This window comes from Vibrio albus (assembly GCF_003144035.1).
Classification (GTDB): Bacteria; Pseudomonadota; Gammaproteobacteria; order Enterobacterales; family Vibrionaceae; genus Vibrio; species Vibrio albus.
The window spans coordinates 121,766-139,765 of record NZ_QFWT01000003.1 but is presented as its reverse complement, the minus strand read 5'-3'; the positions used below and the strand labels follow the sequence as shown (position 1 = coordinate 139,765).

Below are 18,000 nucleotides of genomic sequence, written 5' to 3'. Positions count from 1 at the left end.
CCGACATTAATATCGGCCTGAATATTAGCTCTCACGGTTATGCTCCTCTGAAAACTGTACAATGGCCTCTGCCAGAGCCTTCACCTGCTCGGGACTATGATTCGCTGTCAGAGTAATTCTTATCCGGGCACTCCCATTTGGCACAGTCGGGGGCCGGATGGCAGTTGCCCAGAAGCCATGTGATTTCAGATTATCTGCCATGGAAAGAGCATGACTTGCATCACCACAGATAAACGGTTTGATCGGCGTTGGTGTGGAGACAAACCCCTCTAAACCAGACAAAGTGTCATTGTATGCCGACTGTAGTTCCGCTAGCCTGTCGCGCCGCCACTGTTGGGACTGAATCATGTTCGCAGCTTTCTTCAGGGCATATGCCTGTGCCGGTGGCATTGCGGTAGAATAGACGTGGTGGCGGGCAAACTGCGTCAGGTAGTCTCCGGTTGGCTTATCACACAGCACCGCAGCACCAGACAGACCAAACCCTTTGCCAAAGGTAACGATCAGAAGCTGAGGTTTAATTCCCTCGGCGCAGCAACTTCCCTTACCTTCTTCCCCCAGTACACCGATACCATGAGCATCGTCTACCATCAGCCAGCTGTTTTGCTTATCACAGATTTGTTTGATGTTCTTAAGTGGTGACGTATCACCGTCCATACTGAATACGCCTTCTGTGACCACAAGTGCAGGCTGGGACAGCTGTGTATTCAGATGTTCAGGATCGTTATGCCGGAAGCGTTTCATATTTGCCGGAGACAACATACCCGCTTCCATCAGCGAGGCGTGGTTCAGCTTATCCTGAACAAGCAGATCACCTTTCTCCAGTAAAGAAAACAGAACCGCCTGATTAGCGCTGAAGCCGGAGTTAAATAAAATGGCACGGTCGTAACCAAGCCAGCTGCACAGTGTCTGTTCCAGCTCCGCGTGCGCCCGGGAGAAACCGGTCACCAGAGGAGAAGCACCACTGCCGGCCCCGTATTTATCCAGCCCCTCTTTCCAGGCTTGAATCAGCTCAGGTTCTGTCGCCATTCCCAGATAATCGTTACTGGAAAAATTAATATACTGGCGACTTCCCTGACAGAACATTGGCTGATTGCCGCCTTCAAGAACATTAAGCTGACGGCTAAGCCCTTTTTCCTGTCGTATGGTCAGAGCCTGTTCGATGCGTTGACTAAACATGAGTACTACCCGACAAAGCTACTATTACACACCGGCATCGTAGAACAGGTCGTCTTCGGTTGGTCGAGCCGCCACGCGCTCCATCACCTGTTCCATCAGTTCATCTTCCTGAATCTGATCCGGTTTCTGTGCCACATCAGAGCTGTTTATACCCAGCTTAGCCAGCAACTGCATATCTTTATCTTCTGCCGGGTTAGGCGTAGTCAGAAGTTTGCAGCCGTAAAAGATGGAGTTAGCACCAGCCATAAAACACAGTGCCTGCATCTGCTCGTTCATCTGCTCCCGACCAGCAGAAAGACGTACGGCGGAATGAGGCATCATGATACGTGCAGCAGCAATCAGACGGATAAAGTCAAACGGTTCAACATCTTCTTCGCCTTCCAGTGGTGTCCCTTTCACTTTCACCAGCATATTAATCGGCACACTCTCTGGGTGCGTCGGCAGATTAGCCAGCTCAGTCAGCAGCCCTGCGCGGTCAGACACGGTTTCCCCCATGCCGATAATACCGCCGGAACAGATCTTCATACCGGCATCACGCACATGAGACAGGGTATCCAGACGATCCTGATAAGTCCGGGTGGTGATAATATTGCTGTAGTACTCCGGCGACGTATCCAGGTTGTGGTTGTAGAAGTCCAGACCTGCTTCCGCCAGTTCATTGGCTTGCTCCGGTGTCAGCATCCCCAGAGTCATACAGGTTTCCAGACCCATTTCCTTAACGCCCTGAATCATACTCTTCAGGTAAGGCATATCCCTCTCTTTCGGGTTCTTCCATGCAGCCCCCATACAGAAACGGGTGGAACCGGAATCTTTGGCCTTTTTCGCCGCATTCAATACCTGATCCACTTCCATCAGGCGCTCTCGTTCTACATCAGTACGATAATGAGCGCTCTGAGGGCAATATTTACAATCTTCAGGACAAGCACCGGTTTTAATCGAAAGCAGCGTACTAACCTGAACATAGTTATGCTGCTGATGCTGACGATGAACCATCTGCGCTTCGAACAGCAGGTCCATAAATGGTTTATCCAAGAGGGTGCGAACTTCTTCTACAGTCCAGTTATGACGAGCTTCCAAGTGTCAATCCTTTCATTATTTATTGATTTGATACTTGGCTATTCTATCTGTAACCCTTAAACTGTCAACAAAACTAAATGCTCTAAAGTTTACAATTGAATAAAATATAATCAACGAGAACTATTATGGATCTGGAATTTGATCGCCAGCACATTTGGCACCCCTACACGTCAACACTAAACCCTCTCACCTGCTACCCCGTAACCAAAGCGGATGGTGTCCGTATTGAGCTGGAAGATGGTAAGCAACTGATTGATGGTATGTCATCCTGGTGGTCAGCTATCCATGGCTATAATCACCCTCATCTGAACTCTGCAGCTCATCAGCAAATTGACACCATGTCACATGTCATGTTTGGTGGTATTACCCACCAGCCAGCGATCAATGCGTGTAAAAAGCTGCTTTCACTTGCACCGGATAATCTGGAACACGTCTTTCTGGCCGACTCGGGTTCTGTCGCGGTAGAAGTCAGCCTGAAAATGGCACTACAGTACTGGCATGCTAAGGGGGATCCCCGCTCTAAGTTTCTGACCCTGAGGCATGGCTATCATGGAGATACCTTTGCTGCCATGTCGGTGACCGACCCGGATAACTCCATGCACAGCCTGTATAAAGGCTTTTTACCAGAACATATCTTTGCGGAGTCCCCGGCCTGTGGTTTCCATGATGAGTGGGATCCGCAAGACATCACTGATTTTAAGCAACAGATACAAAAGCATCACAGCCAAATCGCAGCAGTGATCCTGGAGCCTATTGTTCAGGGCGCAGGCGGCATGCGTATCTACCATCCTGAGTTTCTGAAACAAGTGCGCACGCTCTGTGATGAATACGGTGTATTGCTGATTCTGGATGAAATTGCTACCGGGTTTGGCCGCACTGGTAAGCTATTCGCCTGTGAGCATGCTGATGTCCAACCCGATATTCTCTGCGTTGGCAAAGCCTTAACCGGCGGCTATATGACACTGTCTGCAACCCTGACCAGTAAGGAGGTTGCTGATACCGTGTGTGGTGGTGAAGCCGGGTGCTTTATGCATGGCCCGACGTTTATGGGTAATCCGCTGGCGTGTGCAGTTGCCACGGCAAGCTTGGACTTAATTGAAAAAGGGGAATGGGAAGAGCAAACCAAAGCCATCGAACAGAAGTTTGCGGAACTGTTACCTAACCTGAACCAGTATAAACAGGTAAAAAATACCCGCTGGCTGGGTGCTATTGGGGTGGTAGAGACCCATCATCCGGTGAATATGGAAGCCATTCAGATCTTGTTCGTCAATCACGGTGTCTGGATACGACCGTTTGGCCGGCTAATTTATATGATGCCCCCGTTTATCAGTCAGTCAGAACATATTGAGCAACTGGTCGGGGCGGTTGAAGCTGCGCTGCAATCCGAAGAATGTTTTGCTATATAGGTTTGAGCTAGAAACCAGAGACTAGAGACTAGAGACTAGAGACTAGAGACTAGAGACTAGAAGAGAATACAGAGCGCTTCGCTTGTAGATTACAGAAAAGATACTGTCATCTTGAATATAGACCGCAGCACAACATCTTGATTTATAGTCTCTAAAAGCGAAGCGATCTAGTCTCTGTTTCTTCTATATTCGGCAAATAAGATGTCTTACTTCCCTTTACCCGCCAGCTTCAGATTCAGCTTTTCCCGGTTAATAATCGCCGGGTTACCGTTGCGTACCGTTTCCAGTGTATGACGGATCCAGGCTGGCAGGTTGTCGGCTAAACGGTAGAAAATCCATAGTCCGTCCCGCTTGTCCTGTAAAAAACCACCATCTCGCAGCAGAGCAAGGTGACGGGACACTTTCGGCTGGCTCACTTCCAGGGCTTTTGTTAATTCACTGACGGTTAGTGAGTGCTCGTCTTCCAGCAGCATAAGTATTTTCAGACGCAGAGGATCGCTCATCACCTTAAATAGTGCGGTCGGCACCACCGTATTCTCAGCGTCGTGTCCGTTAAGCAATAAAAACAACGCAATACGATCTTTCAGTCCCTCCGCCACGGTACGAAAAGGTTTCAGGCCTTCCAGTGGTTTCGGATCGAAAAAATCCCAATGGATCTGAGCGTCCGCATCTTCAAAAACCACACACTCATCTTTTGCGTTATCGCACAGGGTAATCACGAAATCAAAGTGCTCAGCGGAATAGTTTTCTGACGATTTGCTTTGTAACGAAGTACTATCGACCCCATCTTCCTGCAAAATGTCAAAGACTCTGGAGTCAACTTCGCTTGGATGGACACCTGCGCTCATGGCTTCAAAGTCACTGCCACACATATGATTAAACAGCGCTTCAGCAAGCTGGGAACGGGCTGAATTGCCTGTACACAAAAAAAGCACACGTTTTTTCATTACCGAAACCTCATGGATAAAAGAGCACTAAATAAAAAAATGCAGAGTGAAGCTGTCCTTTTCGAAAGCTCCCGACTCTGCATTTTACACTCTGAAGGTGCTATGAATTAACCGATATACTCAAGACCACCCATGTACTTACGCAATACTTCAGGAATCTCAATGCGGCCGTCTGCCTGCTGGTAGTTTTCCAGAACAGCGACCATAGTACGGCCTACAGCCAGACCAGAACCATTCAGTGTATGCACCAACTCAGGTTTTTTCTCACCCTTACGGCGGAAACGAGCCTGCATACGGCGCGCCTGGAAATCCCACATGTTTGAGCAGGAAGAGATTTCACGGTACGTGTTCTGTGCAGGAACCCATACTTCAAGGTCGTAAGTTTTACACGCACCAAAGCCCATATCGCCGGTACACAGTACAACTTTGCGGTAAGGCAGATCCAGAAGCTGCAGTACTTTTTCTGCGTGGCCGGTCAGCTCTTCCAGAGCATCCATAGAATCTTCCGGCTTGGTGACCTGAACCAGTTCAACTTTGTCGAACTGGTGCATGCGGATAAGACCACGGGTATCACGACCATAAGAACCGGCTTCAGAGCGGAAACAAGGTGTATGCGCCGTCATCTTCAGAGGTAGATCTGCTTCTTCAGAAATGGTGTCACGAACCATATTGGTTACAGGTACTTCTGCTGTCGGGATCAGAGAAAGCTTACGCGGCTCTTCGTCACTCACTTTTTCTTCCAGTGGTTCGGTATGGAACAGGTCCTTACCAAACTTAGGTAGCTGACCTGTACCGTACAGGCTATCGGCGTTAACCAGATAAGGCATATACATTTCGGTGTAGCCATGCTGATCCGTGTGCAGATCCAGCATAAACTGAGCAATCGCACGGTGCAGACGCGCAAACTGACCTTTCATCACGATAAAACGAGCACCGGTGATTTTGGTCGCCGCAGCAAAGTCCAGACCATCGCCCATTTCGCCCAGATCAACATGGTCTTTCAGTTCAAAATCGTAAGTCTTTGGCTCACCCCAACGAGAAATTTCTACGTTCTCGTCTTCATCTTTACCTACCGGTACCGAGTCATGCGGTACGTTAGGAACAGACAGAGCGATATCTTCAATCTTTACCTGAACTTCTGTCAGCTGTACTTTTTTTGCGTCCAGCTCACTACCCAGGTTACCGATCTGCTTTTTGATCTCTTCTGCGCCTTCTTTATCGCCAGCCGCCATTTTCTGGCCAATTTGCTTGGAGATGGAGTTGCGTGTGGATTGTAAATTTTCAACTTCTACCTGAATCGACTTACGTTGCTCTTCAAGTTGACGAATTGTCTCTACGTCCAGCGTAAAGCCGCGACGTGCTAGTTTTTCAGCTGTATCATCCAGCTCTGTTCGAAGTAATTTAGAATCCAGCATTGCTAATCCTATGCTTTTGATTGGTGAAAAAACACGCTAAATCCAGCACCTTATATGCCGAGCGCGTTATAAAGAAATTAATCGGGTTAAGATATCCAAAAAACACTACTTTTCATAGCGCTTTCGGGGGCTTTTTGCATCTAAAGAGGCGAGATAATCTAACTTTTCGCCAATTTTCGTTTCAAGACCGCGATTTTTCGGATAATAGTAACGGGTATGAGCCATTTCCGGCGGGAAGTAACTTTCCCCTGCCGCGTACGCACCCGGTTCATCATGAGCGTACCGGTATTCCTCACCGTAGCCCATTTCCTTCATCAGGCGGGTCGGCGCATTTCGCAGATGATAAGGCACTTCATATTCAGGTTGATTCTGTGCATCCTGCAGAGCCTGAGCCCACGCCGTATACACAGCATTACTTTTTGGTGCGCAGGCGAGGTAAACCACCGCCTGTGCAATAGCTCTGTTCCCCTCACCGGGACCTACACGGGTAAAACAATCCCATGCAGAAAGTGCCACCTGCATGGCTCTAGGATCGGCATTGCCGATATCTTCCGATGCAATGGCCAGCAGACGCCGGGCAATATACAGCGGATCACACCCTGCGGTGATCATTCGGGCAGACCAGTACAGAGCACCATCAGGATTAGAGCCACGGATAGATTTATGTACGGCTGAAATTAAGTCGTACCAGATATCTCCCTTGTTATCAAAACGGGCGACCTTCTCTCCGGCTACTTCAGCCAGTAATGGCAACGTTACCTGTTTACGTCCGTCCTGCTCTTCTGCCATATCATACAAAAGTTCAAGATAGTTCAGAGACATACGGGCATCACCGTTAACCAGTTCCGCCAGACGCGCTAAGACATTGTCATGAAAGTCCGCAGTGATGGTGCCAAGGCCACGCTCTTTATCCTCGATCGCCTGATGCACGACATGTAAAATATCGTCCGTAGTCAGAGAGGTAAGCTTATAGACTCTTGCCCGGGATAGCAGCGCGTTGTTTAGCTCAAACGATGGGTTTTCCGTGGTTGCGCCGATAAAAGTCACGGTTCCGTCTTCGATATGAGGCAGAAACGCGTCCTGTTGGCTCTTGTTAAACCGGTGCACCTCGTCCACAAACAGAATAGTACGTCGTCCGGCCTGTTTGTTTTCGCGCGCTTTTTCAATCGCTGCGCGGATATCTTTCACTCCGGAAGTAACCGCAGACACACGCTCGACTTCAGCATTGGCGTAATGAGCGGCTACTTCTGCCAGCGTGGTTTTTCCCGTTCCCGGTGGTCCCCACAGAATCATCGAGTGAATTTGGCCCGCTTCCAGAGCCCGGCGCAGAGGCTTGCCTTCACCCAGTATATGCTGCTGACCGATATACTGATTCACGGTCACGGGACGCATTCTGGCCGCCAATGGACGGAAATCCTCGCCTGACGAGAAATCTAAACTGTAGTTACTCACACTTACTGCCTTATCTGTTCGCTTTCTGCGATTAGCGCTGATCGTCCACTTCTACCCCTTCCGGAACCGTAAAAGTAAATGTCTGCTTATCCGGGACGTCAGAACTAAAGTTGCTGAAGGTGAACTGGCTGCGCTGGCCATCCTGTTCAATGATATTAAAACCCTGCACCACACCTTGCGTATCAATGTCTATCTGGAACTGTCCCATGGTGGAGTCCAGCGCTGTTGGTGTCAGTGTAAAACGATCCGCTTCCTGACTGATCAAATAACTGTCCCAGTCGCTGTCACGATTTCGGGTAAGCAGAACAAACGGTGTACGTGCCATAATCTGCTCTTGTCCATAGATAGTGACCTGCTCGATAAACGGGCTGTAATACCACAGCGTTTTACCATCGGATACCAGGACATTTTCATCCGGCATGGTAGTGGTCCAGCGGAACAGACTCGGCCGGGCAACGTCCACATACCCTTCCGCTTCCTGCACCACTTCGTTATCCGGAGAGATCACCTGCTGAGTAAAGTCAGCAGTAAAACCGTTATTCTGTTCCAGACGGGCACTGAGTTCTTCTTTTGGAGAAGCTAAAACAGTGAAGCTGGTAAAAACTAAAGCTAGTAGTAATTTTTTCATATTTCTCTTCATGTTCATTTAAGAATACAGAGCGCTTCGCTTCGAGAATACAGAAAGGCAAATATTCGCTTTTATAGTCTCTGGAAGCGAAGCGGTCTAGTTTCTTATTTTTCTGAATTCCAAAGACAAAACCTACTCAGTTACCGGCTTTGGAGCCAGTACTTCCCGGTTACCGTTATGTCCTTGCGGAGTCACGATACCCTGCATTTCCATCTGTTCGACAATACGTGATGCCCGGTTATACCCCACCTTAAAGCGACGTTGCACGCCGGATACTGACGCTCTGCGGCTTTCGACCACAAACTCTACTACCTGATCAAACAGCGGATCGATATCATCATCCCCTTCCATCTGCTCACCCGGCAGAAGGGTATCCGGAGACTGGTCACCGTTGGTGATCTCATCAATATATTGTGGCTTACCGCGCGCTTTCCAATCGTTGACCACAGCATGTACATCATCATCGGAAGCAAACGCACCATGAACGCGCACGGTATGGCTTGAACCCGGCGGCAGATACAGCATATCACCCATACCCAGCAGTGATTCTGCTCCGCCCTGATCCAGAATGGTCCGGGAATCAGTTTTTGTCGATACGGTAAAGGCAACCCGGGTCGGAATATTGGCTTTGATCAAGCCTGTAATCACGTCAACGGATGGACGCTGTGTCGCCAGTATCAGGTGAATACCCGCTGCCCGCGCTTTCTGTGCCAGACGCGCAATTAGCTCTTCAACCTTTTTACCAACCACCATCATCAGGTCGGCAAATTCATCGACGACAACAACGATATAAGGCAGTTTTTCCAGCAATGGTGGTTCCTGATCCATACTGTCACCCGGTTGCCACAATGGATCATGGATCGGATGCCCGGCATCAGCAGCCATCTTCAGTTTTTCGTTGAAGCCTTTCACGTTACGTACACCCAGTGCGGACATCAGTTTATACCGGCGCTCCATCTCTCCAACACACCAGCGCAGCGCGTTAGAGGCATCTTTCATATCTGTAACCACTTCAGACAACAGATGCGGAATACCCTCGTATACCGACAGTTCCAGCATTTTCGGGTCAATCATGATAAAGCGCAGATCTTCCGGTTTTGCTTTATACAGCATACTGAGGATCATTACGTTTACACCCACCGACTTACCAGAGCCGGTAGTACCCGCCACCAGCACATGTGGCATTTTAGCAATATCAGCAATGACCGCTTCACCAGCGATATCCTGTCCCATTACGACAGTGGTCGGGGATTTAGCGTCGAGGAACTGTTTACTGCCCACGACGTCAGAGAAATAGACGGTCTGACGACTCATATTCGGCAACTCAAGGCCGACATATGGCTTACCCGGAATCACTTCTACCACCCGCACGGCCATCGCAGACAAAGAGCGGGCCAGGTCCATGGAAAGGCTGGAAATGCGGCTGACTTTCACACCAGGAGCCAGATCCAGTTCAAAACGGGTGATCACCGGTCCGGGGAATATGTCCACCACCCGCGCTTTAATCTTGTAATCCGCCAGTTTGGATTCCACCAAGCGGGCGATATCTTCCAGCGCATCCCTGTCGATATGGTTTTCTCTCTTATCCGGATGATATAAGAGCTCAAGGGTAGGCATCGGTGCTGTTGGCACAGGAAGATCTTCTTCTTTCTTCGCCAAAAACGGGTTCTGTGCCCCAGCCATATTCTTTTGGGCTTCACTGACGATATTCTGGAAAGCCGCTACATCCGGGTCTTTCCGCTCCGGTTCGGTAACCTCTGGCGCATCCAGTTCGGGTTCATCAATATCGACAGATTCTATATCTGAAATAACCGGCTCGATTCTGCCTGTTTGCATATCGGCGTCATCAATAACATGGTCAAGGGCTTCAGCCGAAATAACTGGCTGCTTTTCTGTTTCTAAATCAATATCTGCCAACGGATTGTAGACACTCTCTTCTGGCTGAACGTCTTTCGCTGTCTCTGATTCCACTTGGTCCGGCATGTCGCCCTGCTCCAATGCAGACTTTTCCAGCTCTTCAATCGTTGTATGTAGCTGTTGTGAACGAAGTGACGGCTCAGGTTGTTCAGATTCCAGAGCCTCTTCTCTCTGCTCCAGATCGTCTACCGCATCGGGCATATGAATATTATAGCGATGGGTTTTCTCTTCCAGTTCCTGATAGTGTTCCGTCTCGTCATCAGACGGCTGTGGCTGCTGTTCTTCTGGTTCTTCCTGCATTATCTCAGACTGATCCGATAACGTCATATCACTGGAAATCTGCTCAGGCTCAGTATGCTCAGCAGTAAAAGACTCCCGAGCCGGTTCCAGCGTTTCTTTTTCCGAACCTCTGACTTTATTCAGGAACCACGCCGTAGCAGTGATGGAAATATTACCTATCCACTCAACAATGCTCAGCCAGGAAATACCGGTCAGCAGGGTAAAACCCGCCCCCCAAAGAAACAAAAAGACGATAATGCTGCCGAGAAGGTTAAGATAAGGCAGTGCAAGACTGGTCAGGACATCTCCAACGACCCCGCCCGAAGAAAAATACCAGATATCATCGAAATTAAGCGCCGCCAGCCCACTACTGGTCAGAATGAGTACCACCAGCCCTAAAAGTCGGGTGCCCCAAAGCATAAAATCAAGAGGTTCGTTTTTCGATCTTTTTCTGAAAAAGACCCAGGTGAGTGCAGCAAGCACAGCCGGTAATGAATACGCCAGAAGCCCAAAAGTAAAAAACAGAGAATCTGCTGTCCATGCCCCGATACGGCCTCCGGCATTTTTTACTTCACCACCCCAAGCCGTCTGCGACCAGGAAGGATCCGCAGGATTGAAGCTGTATAAAGCAACAGCCAGCAGAATAGCGGCTAAAAAGCCGACGATAAAACAGCACTCACGCAATCTTTGAGCACCATTCAGGCGGTGACTGGTTTCAAGATTGCCGGTGTTCATGACCATTTCAACCTTGTTTTTGCTCTCTCTGAACATATACCAACTAAAAATATCGTATCAAGTCATAAATAATCCGAGCGGCCAAAGCCGCTCGTTTTCCTGCCCCAAGTTTACCTTATTCTGCCGGGTATGTGGCACGTTGGAGTAATAACTTCCTGATATATGCTACATGAATATAAACCGGCTAATGTTAAGGTTCTGTTTTTATTGTCGGGCGGTTTCAGAGCTGCCAAATGGCAGCCCTCCGGATTAACGGGTTTGGATCACTAGCTGATTCGTCTGTTTCACCTCTTCCATAACCACGTAAGTACGAGTGTCGTTTACACCAGGCAGACGCAGCAGCGTATCACCCAGTAGTTTACGGTACGCACTCATGTCAGACACACGGGTTTTAAGAAGGTAATCGAAATCGCCTGATACCAGATGACATTCCTGGATATCATCCAGCTTCTGTACTGCGATATTAAACTGTTCAAATACGTCCGGTGTACCACGGTTAAGAGTGATTTCAACAAAAACGAGAAGTGAGGCATCCAGGTACTGCGGATTCAGCAGTGCCGTGTAGCCCATAATATAACCCTGACGTTCAAGTCGGCGAACACGTTCCAGACACGGTGTCGGGGATAACCCCACGCGTTTGGAGAGTTCTACATTGGAAATTCTTCCGTCTTTTTGCAGCTCATTTAGAATATTGCGATCAATGCGATCAAGTTCCTTGGACGGTTTTTTAAAATCGTCTGCCATTTTTATTCCACCTTATTACTTCCTTGCAATTGTATATTCTACAACCTATTATTTTATAAAAATCAAACCGTTACTTATTCGTCTATACTTGATACAAGGTCAACGAATTCACTCCACACAGTACAATAACTAAGGAGTCAGGATGATTATTGGCGTACCAAAAGAAATCAAAAACCACGAATACCGCGTGGGAATGATTCCTGCTAGCGTTAGAGAGGTTGTCTCCCATGGCCACCAAGTCTATGTTGAAACGAATGCCGGTGCCGGCATCGGTTTCTCTGACGATGATTACATCGCCTCGGGTGCATCCATTCTTCCCTCTGCTTCAGCAATCTTTGCCAAAGCAGAGATGATTGTAAAGGTCAAAGAACCCCAACCGGTAGAGCGAGCTATGCTTCGCGAAGGACAAATCTTGTTTACTTATCTGCACCTCGCGCCAGATTTTTCACAGACAAAAGAGCTTATCAGGAGTAAAGCCGTCTGCATAGCCTATGAGACTGTAACAGATAATATGGGTAGACTGCCACTATTAGCACCAATGTCTGAAGTTGCGGGGCGAATGTCTGTTCAATCAGGAGCATCCTCTATGGAGAAGTCTCACGGTGGAAACGGTATTCTTATCAGTGGTGTTTCTGGTGTCGCTCCCGCCAAAGTCGTTATTCTTGGTGGTGGTGTCGTTGGCTCTAATGCAGCCAGAATGGCCGTTGGCCTTAGGGCTGATGTCACTCTGTTCGACAAAAATGTGAATACGCTGCGTAAGCTGGACAGCGAGTTCCGGGGCAGAGCCAAACTGCTGTTCTCAACCAAAGAAGCGATCGACGAACATTTGCTGCACGCCGATCTGGTTATCGGTGCAGTTCTGATCCCGGGAGCCGCTGCGCCTAAGCTGGTTACTCGTGAGCATGTCAGCAAGATGAAGCCGGGTACCGCTCTTGTTGATGTCGCAATTGATCAGGGTGGCTGTTTTGAAACGTCCCACCCGACCACACACGATAACCCTACCTTTATAATCGAGGGTATCGTCCACTACTGTGTGGCTAACATGCCCGGAGCCGTTGCCAGAACGTCAACCTTCGCTTTGAACAACGCCACCCTGCCGTATATCCTGAAACTGGCGGATAAGGGATACCGTAACGTTCTGCTTGAAGATAAAGGCTTTCTGAAAGGGTTAAATGTTATTCACGGTATGGTGACCTGTGAACCGGTCGCAAAGGCACTTAATTTAGACTATACGGATGCGGAGAAAGCGATACGGATGGTGAGTTAGTAGATTACAGAGCGCTTCGCTTAGAGAATACAGACTACAGAATGTATCGCTTGAGGATTAATTCAGATCATGCGTCAGACAAGTTTCGGGGAACCATAGCATGTCCCTGCTTTTGGATGTTTAACCCTTACACCTTGTTTTTCTGTAATCTTAAAGCGAAGCGCTCTGTACTCTTTCTTCCCTCTCACCATGGATCAAAATATTCCTCGGGGTTACTTCCCTCTCACAAAACTCGGAGACGGATACCCTATAGCCATTTTCCTGCAAAAATAACACTCGGTCGAACACTAACCATAACTCCAGAGTTCTCCGGAATAGCTGCTGAACCAGGCTAAGCTTCTCCATCTGCCAGAAACGTTTTTCTCCTTCCTTTTCCCAGAAAGCAAAATCTGCCTGAGGTAACTCAAAGTCTTTTTTGTCTGCCGCCCAACGGCAGAAATGCTCAAAGCCGGCCGCAAGGCTGGACTTTTTAATGCTGGGTACCGGCTGGTATTCTGTCTGACCACCCTCAGCCCGTAACAGTAGATCCAAGCCTAGACGGTATACCATTTCCTGATGGCGATGACGTTTAACTCTGTCGCCTCCCGTAACGGTTTCCTGTAGCGGAATGCTCAACTCTGGCTTTGTCATGCTCAACGCTGCGCTTCTGGCGGCTTCAGACAATGGCTGATAATGATCAGACTGAATCAGGTGGTAGCAACAGGGAGATATCGTTACCGCTGGCAGCTTTCGCTCTACCACACGCTTTAACAGATTCACATGCAGGTCACCACAGGCATGCAAAGCCACAGCATGTTGCTCTTTCTTAAACACCTGTCCTGCTTCTGAAGAAAGTGCGTCTCCCTGAATAAAGGTCATTGGCAGGGACATAGCGTCCGCTTCCTGCTGTCCGGCCGCACACAGTGAACTCTGCCACTCAAAGCTGGTTACGGGTTTACCAGAGTGATGGGCAAGGATACGCCCTAAATAGCCTTTTCCTGAACACCACTCCAGCCATTGGCTGCCAGTATGATGCTTAAGAGAAAACGCACCCATAGCACTAATCTGCTTTAGCTTTCTTCCGGGAATACCGTTATTAAGTCCCTTAGGAAAGGAAAGTTCAACTTCCGATTCAGCGCTAAGTGCGGCCATCCGCTTTATGGTATTTAATTCCGGAAGAAAGCACTCTGTTGCATCGGATAGAGCCTGGGTATCATTTTTATAGTGTTCTATTTCCCGGGGTGATAACTCATCCAGCCAACAACACAGTTCTGGCAAAGCCTGTTGCCAGGGCAGAGAGTCAAAACGACTTTGATGAAAAGGCTCAACACACCATAAACCCCGGTGTGCAACTAGAAGAGAATCCAGTTTCTGAAATATTGATAGCATACCTTTAGTACCACACTGACATTGAACAGTGGCTCGTAAGATTCAAACCGCAGTAGGCTATCACAGAAACCCGTGCTGCGGTAAAAACAACAAGGCCCGCCAAAATGGCGAGCCTGACATTAGCATAATGTATACCAGCAAAATTATCGGCCGGAATGCAGTGAATAGTTCAGCCAGGTACTTAATCTGAGTGTATGCGGCTCTGTGTCCGGGACTACAGTTTTAATAAAATCAAAGGCTTCTTTTTCCATGGCAATCATATGTGCCATAGCATAAACCGTTGCTTTAGGATCATAAGGTTTATTGGCGTCACCACGCTTCAAGTCAGGCTTCCAGCCTGTGTTGACAAATTCAATGTGAGTTTTCTCTGAAGGTTGTTTGAAGTAAGGCACCCAGAACTGATAGGCATCCTCAATACTACCGTGGCCTTGTACCTTATATTTGTACAGATCTAGCGCTGCTTCTTCACCTTTATACAGATAAACCGCCCGCAAAATTCGTGCGTAATATTGCTGATTGTAGGCGTGATAAGTCAAAGCATCACGATTCATGAAATCATTGGTTTTTCCGTCTGGCTCGATATTAACCGCGACAAAGGCTTTTAATGCCTCAACCGAGAACTGATACAGACTCTCATCAGAAAGCAGCATTGCCAAATCAAACAGGATAGCTAATCGAACATTTTCCCAATTGTTTTTGATTAAAGTGCCAGTGAGCTTGTAATTCTTAAAGTAACCGGCTTGGCGCTTGAGCCATTCATTAACTGTTTGTTGTGCATCCTGAGGCATTTCAGAGCGAATAATGGAATACGCTTCATAAACAGGCAGTAGAATCGATTCATTTGGAGTATGTGAGCCAGGGCTTATCGAGTTGGCAATACTGACGATCAGTTCGCTGGCTTTTTCCTGATAGACTTTTTTTAGCTTATCGTCTTCACTGAGGTGCCAGGCCAACGTCAGAGAATAGATACCATCAACGACTTTCTTTAACTGTTTCCGCTCATAAGAAACATGTGGAAAATGCTGCGGCTCAAGCTCCAGCGCCTGATTAGCAGGTGTCAGAATCCAATCCTGGAAAGAAGTATGGGCTCTGGTTTTGATGTCAGCTTGAAGACTATTCGTCGCTTCCTGATGAACAATTAGGTTGGGGTAGTCAGCTGCAACGGCATAAGTGCTGGTGATAGCGATAGCCAGAGTCGCAAGTTGAGTCGTAAAGGTACGGATTGTCATGAAGTCTCCTTTTTATTATTACTATGGATGTTAGCCATCCTGCAAAAACAGATAATAAAAAGGCGTTTCAATTCTTTGATTATTCATGTACGTATTGTGCGATGAACTTTGGAGTTTTGGGCGAAATTTAAAGACTTCAGCCTAAGCCTGATCACTTTACTCTGCCCGAAACCTTACGAAAAATAAAAAAACAGTCAGATTAAAAATTAAGGTTACATCCTATTTATCACGTACAAACACACTTCCCCCCAACCTGAAACCAGATGGGCTCATGATAAAAATGACAGGGGGATGTATGTCTGGGGAAGAAAAAGACAACAAAAGGTTATCGCACTGGCAGTTCAATATCCTTGAACATCTCTTGTATTTCGTCGTTATTTTTAAGTGCGATAGCCTGTTCAACGACTGGGCGGGTCAGGTGAGGCGCGAACCGCTCCATAAAGTCAAACATATAAGAGCGCAGGAAAGTGCCCTTACGGAAACCGATACTGGTAGTACTGGAACCAAAAATATGGCTGGCATCGATAACAACCAGATCTTTATCCATCTCCTCATCAATAGCCATGCTGGCAATCACTCCGACACCAATTCCCATACGAACATACGTTTTAATCACATCGGCGTCCGTGGCGGTAAACACAATTCTCGGCGTCAGCCCGGCTTTATTGAAGGCATGGTCAAGCTGAGAGCGACCGGTAAAACCGAATACATAGGTTACCAGCGAATAGGCAGCCAGATCTTCAATGGTAATATTGTCCCTTTTCTTCGCCAGAGGATGATCCTGAGTAACAACAATTGAGCGGTTCCAGTGATAACAAGGCAGCATAACAACATCCTGATACAAGTGCAGCGCCTCTGTTGCTATAGCAAAGTTGGCCGTCCCCTTGGCAACGGATTCTGACATCTGAGATGGCGTTCCCTGATGCATGTGCAGAGAAACTTTCGGATACCGCTTGGTAAAACCTTTTATAACATCCGGTAATGCATACCGTGCCTGTGTATGCGTAGTGGATATATTGAGCGTACCTGCTTCAGGGTTCGTATGTTCGCCGGCAACGGCTTTAATACTCTCAACCCGTGACAATATTTCTCTCGAAATGCGGACAATATCTTCACCGGCTGGCGTTATCTGCGTCAAATGCTTACCGCTACGCTCAAAAATCTGCACACCAAGCTCGTCTTCGAGCAGGCGAACCTGCTTACTGATCCCAGGCTGCGACGTATACAAATTTTCTGCTGTCGCTGAGACATTGAGGTTATGATTAACCACCTCAACAATGTATTTGAGCTGTTGTAGTTTCATCTTGCTTCCTGCACCTATTACCATTTGACGTTATATATAAATAATAGTTATAACGGGCTATCGCGTAAAGAGATAATCAATATTACCTATACATTATCTGTCCCGATACCGTAGGTAATAATTGTCAGTAATTAGACTTACCTTAAGAAATTCAAGCAGAAATAATAAAAACGTTATAAACATGGGTACAGACACAGTAGCGAATAGTGTATCCTAGTTTCAGCCATTGGAATCAGAATATAGACGTCAATAGATATGAGTATTGGTTTAATTATCGCACTTATCGCGATTCTTTTTGTATTGATCATCGGATATAACGTCATGCTTCAATACAAGACGAAGGTTGAAGCGGTCAAAAAACAAGAATCCGCTCGTTATTTAGCCATTATCGATGCTACTGAAGACCTTATCGGTAATGCCCATCACCTTCCTTTCAGTCAGGATCTGCTTATCTGCCTGAACCAACGAATTCTGGACGCGCTGGAAAGCATGATGGAACTTGATCCTAAAAACCGTCAATTACAGCAGCGGGTAGAAAACATGAAGGCACAGGTTCAGCAGCTAAAAGACAATTTTTCAGGTGGTGAAAGTACGTCTTTTAAAGTTCCCGGCAGCGATAAACAAGCGATTATTATGCTGAAACTGGTCAAACGCCTGCGTGATACCATCCGTAGCGAACATAACAAAGGCCGTTTCAATACTCAGGCCTATGTCGCAGAAAACGCCCGCCTGGAAACCATCCAGATCCGCATCAATATTGAAAATGTCATTAAGCGGGCTAACGAAGCCGTCGTACGCAACCAGGTCGGTACGGCACGCCAGTTACTGAAAAAAGGGATTGATGTACTGTCTTCAAAAAATGACAGTTATTCTGTTCAGGCAAAAGAAAAACTCACCTCAATGCTTGAAGAGCTGGATCAGAACAAAAAAGATCAGAACGCAGAAGAAGTGCTGGCAATGGAAGAAAAAGAACGCGACAGCGATATGGAACAGCTGTTTGGTGAGAAGAAAAAATGGTAACCCAATCACTCTGAACTGCCTGATCAGACCATTGCTA

The 18,000-nt window shown here is 47.6% G+C and carries 14 protein-coding genes; 3 read left to right on the top strand and 11 right to left on the bottom strand.

Features of this window, described 5'->3' with window-relative positions; all coding sequences use genetic code 11:
- Positions 1-24: 24 nt before the first annotated feature.
- Positions 25-1,176, bottom strand: coding sequence for an 8-amino-7-oxononanoate synthase (gene bioF, locus DI392_RS06815; RefSeq protein WP_109319157.1), 1,152 nt, complete (start codon positions 1,174-1,176; stop codon positions 25-27).
- Between the two features lie 24 nt (positions 1,177-1,200).
- Positions 1,201-2,253 carry a biotin synthase BioB gene (bioB, locus tag DI392_RS06810; RefSeq protein WP_109319156.1) on the bottom strand — a complete coding sequence of 351 codons (1,053 nt, stop codon included), beginning with the start codon at positions 2,251-2,253 and terminating at the stop codon, positions 1,201-1,203.
- Positions 2,254-2,378: 125 nt separating this feature from the next.
- Here bioB and bioA point away from each other — a divergent pair, with 125 nt between their 5' ends.
- Positions 2,379-3,659, top strand: a complete 1,281-nt coding sequence (gene bioA / locus DI392_RS06805; RefSeq protein ID WP_109319155.1) for an adenosylmethionine--8-amino-7-oxononanoate transaminase — start codon at positions 2,379-2,381, stop codon at positions 3,657-3,659.
- A 206-nt stretch (positions 3,660-3,865) separates the two neighbouring features.
- Here the strand turns inward: bioA and DI392_RS06800 are convergent, their stop codons facing one another.
- The 6 genes from DI392_RS06800 to lrp form a co-directional block, all read right to left on the bottom strand.
- Positions 3,866-4,606, bottom strand: coding sequence for a metalloregulator ArsR/SmtB family transcription factor (locus DI392_RS06800; RefSeq protein WP_109319154.1), 741 nt, complete (start codon positions 4,604-4,606; stop codon positions 3,866-3,868).
- A gap of 107 nt (positions 4,607-4,713) precedes the next feature.
- Positions 4,714-6,021, bottom strand: coding sequence for a serine--tRNA ligase (serS, locus tag DI392_RS06795; RefSeq protein WP_109319153.1), 1,308 nt, complete (start codon positions 6,019-6,021; stop codon positions 4,714-4,716).
- Between the two features lie 105 nt (positions 6,022-6,126).
- A complete protein-coding gene (locus DI392_RS06790; protein ID WP_109319152.1) occupies positions 6,127-7,473 on the bottom strand; it encodes a replication-associated recombination protein A in 1,347 nt (448 codons plus the stop codon).
- Positions 7,474-7,504: 31 nt separating this feature from the next.
- Complete coding sequence (lolA, locus tag DI392_RS06785; protein ID WP_109319151.1) at positions 7,505-8,101, bottom strand: outer membrane lipoprotein periplasmic chaperone LolA; 597 nt, start codon at positions 8,099-8,101, stop codon at positions 7,505-7,507.
- Between the two features lie 132 nt (positions 8,102-8,233).
- Positions 8,234-11,068 carry a DNA translocase FtsK 4TM domain-containing protein gene (locus DI392_RS06780; RefSeq protein WP_109319150.1) on the bottom strand — a complete coding sequence of 945 codons (2,835 nt, stop codon included), beginning with the start codon at positions 11,066-11,068 and terminating at the stop codon, positions 8,234-8,236.
- 213 nt (positions 11,069-11,281) lie between these two features.
- A complete protein-coding gene (gene lrp / locus DI392_RS06775) occupies positions 11,282-11,776 on the bottom strand; it encodes a leucine-responsive transcriptional regulator Lrp (RefSeq protein WP_109319149.1) in 495 nt (164 codons plus the stop codon).
- A 142-nt stretch (positions 11,777-11,918) separates the two neighbouring features.
- Here lrp and ald point away from each other — a divergent pair, with 142 nt between their 5' ends.
- On the top strand, positions 11,919-13,043 hold the full coding sequence (gene ald / locus DI392_RS06770) for an alanine dehydrogenase (protein ID WP_109319148.1): 1,125 nt from the start codon (positions 11,919-11,921) through the stop codon (positions 13,041-13,043).
- Between the two features lie 150 nt (positions 13,044-13,193).
- On the opposite strand, the gene DI392_RS06765 is transcribed toward ald, so the two are convergent.
- From DI392_RS06765 to cysB, 3 genes are all read right to left on the bottom strand, one after another.
- Positions 13,194-14,411 carry a methyltransferase gene (locus DI392_RS06765; protein ID WP_109319147.1) on the bottom strand — a complete coding sequence of 406 codons (1,218 nt, stop codon included), beginning with the start codon at positions 14,409-14,411 and terminating at the stop codon, positions 13,194-13,196.
- A gap of 143 nt (positions 14,412-14,554) precedes the next feature.
- Complete coding sequence (locus tag DI392_RS06760) at positions 14,555-15,640, bottom strand: alginate lyase family protein (RefSeq protein WP_109319146.1); 1,086 nt, start codon at positions 15,638-15,640, stop codon at positions 14,555-14,557.
- Positions 15,641-15,965: 325 nt separating this feature from the next.
- Positions 15,966-16,943, bottom strand: coding sequence for an HTH-type transcriptional regulator CysB (gene cysB, locus DI392_RS06755; protein ID WP_109319145.1), 978 nt, complete (start codon positions 16,941-16,943; stop codon positions 15,966-15,968).
- A gap of 255 nt (positions 16,944-17,198) precedes the next feature.
- On the opposite strand from cysB, the gene DI392_RS06750 reads away from it, so the two are divergent.
- Positions 17,199-17,963: a DNA repair protein gene (locus DI392_RS06750; RefSeq protein WP_109319144.1), complete on the top strand. Its 765-nt coding sequence runs from the start codon at positions 17,199-17,201 to the stop codon at positions 17,961-17,963.
- The last annotated feature ends 37 nt before the right edge of the window (positions 17,964-18,000 follow it).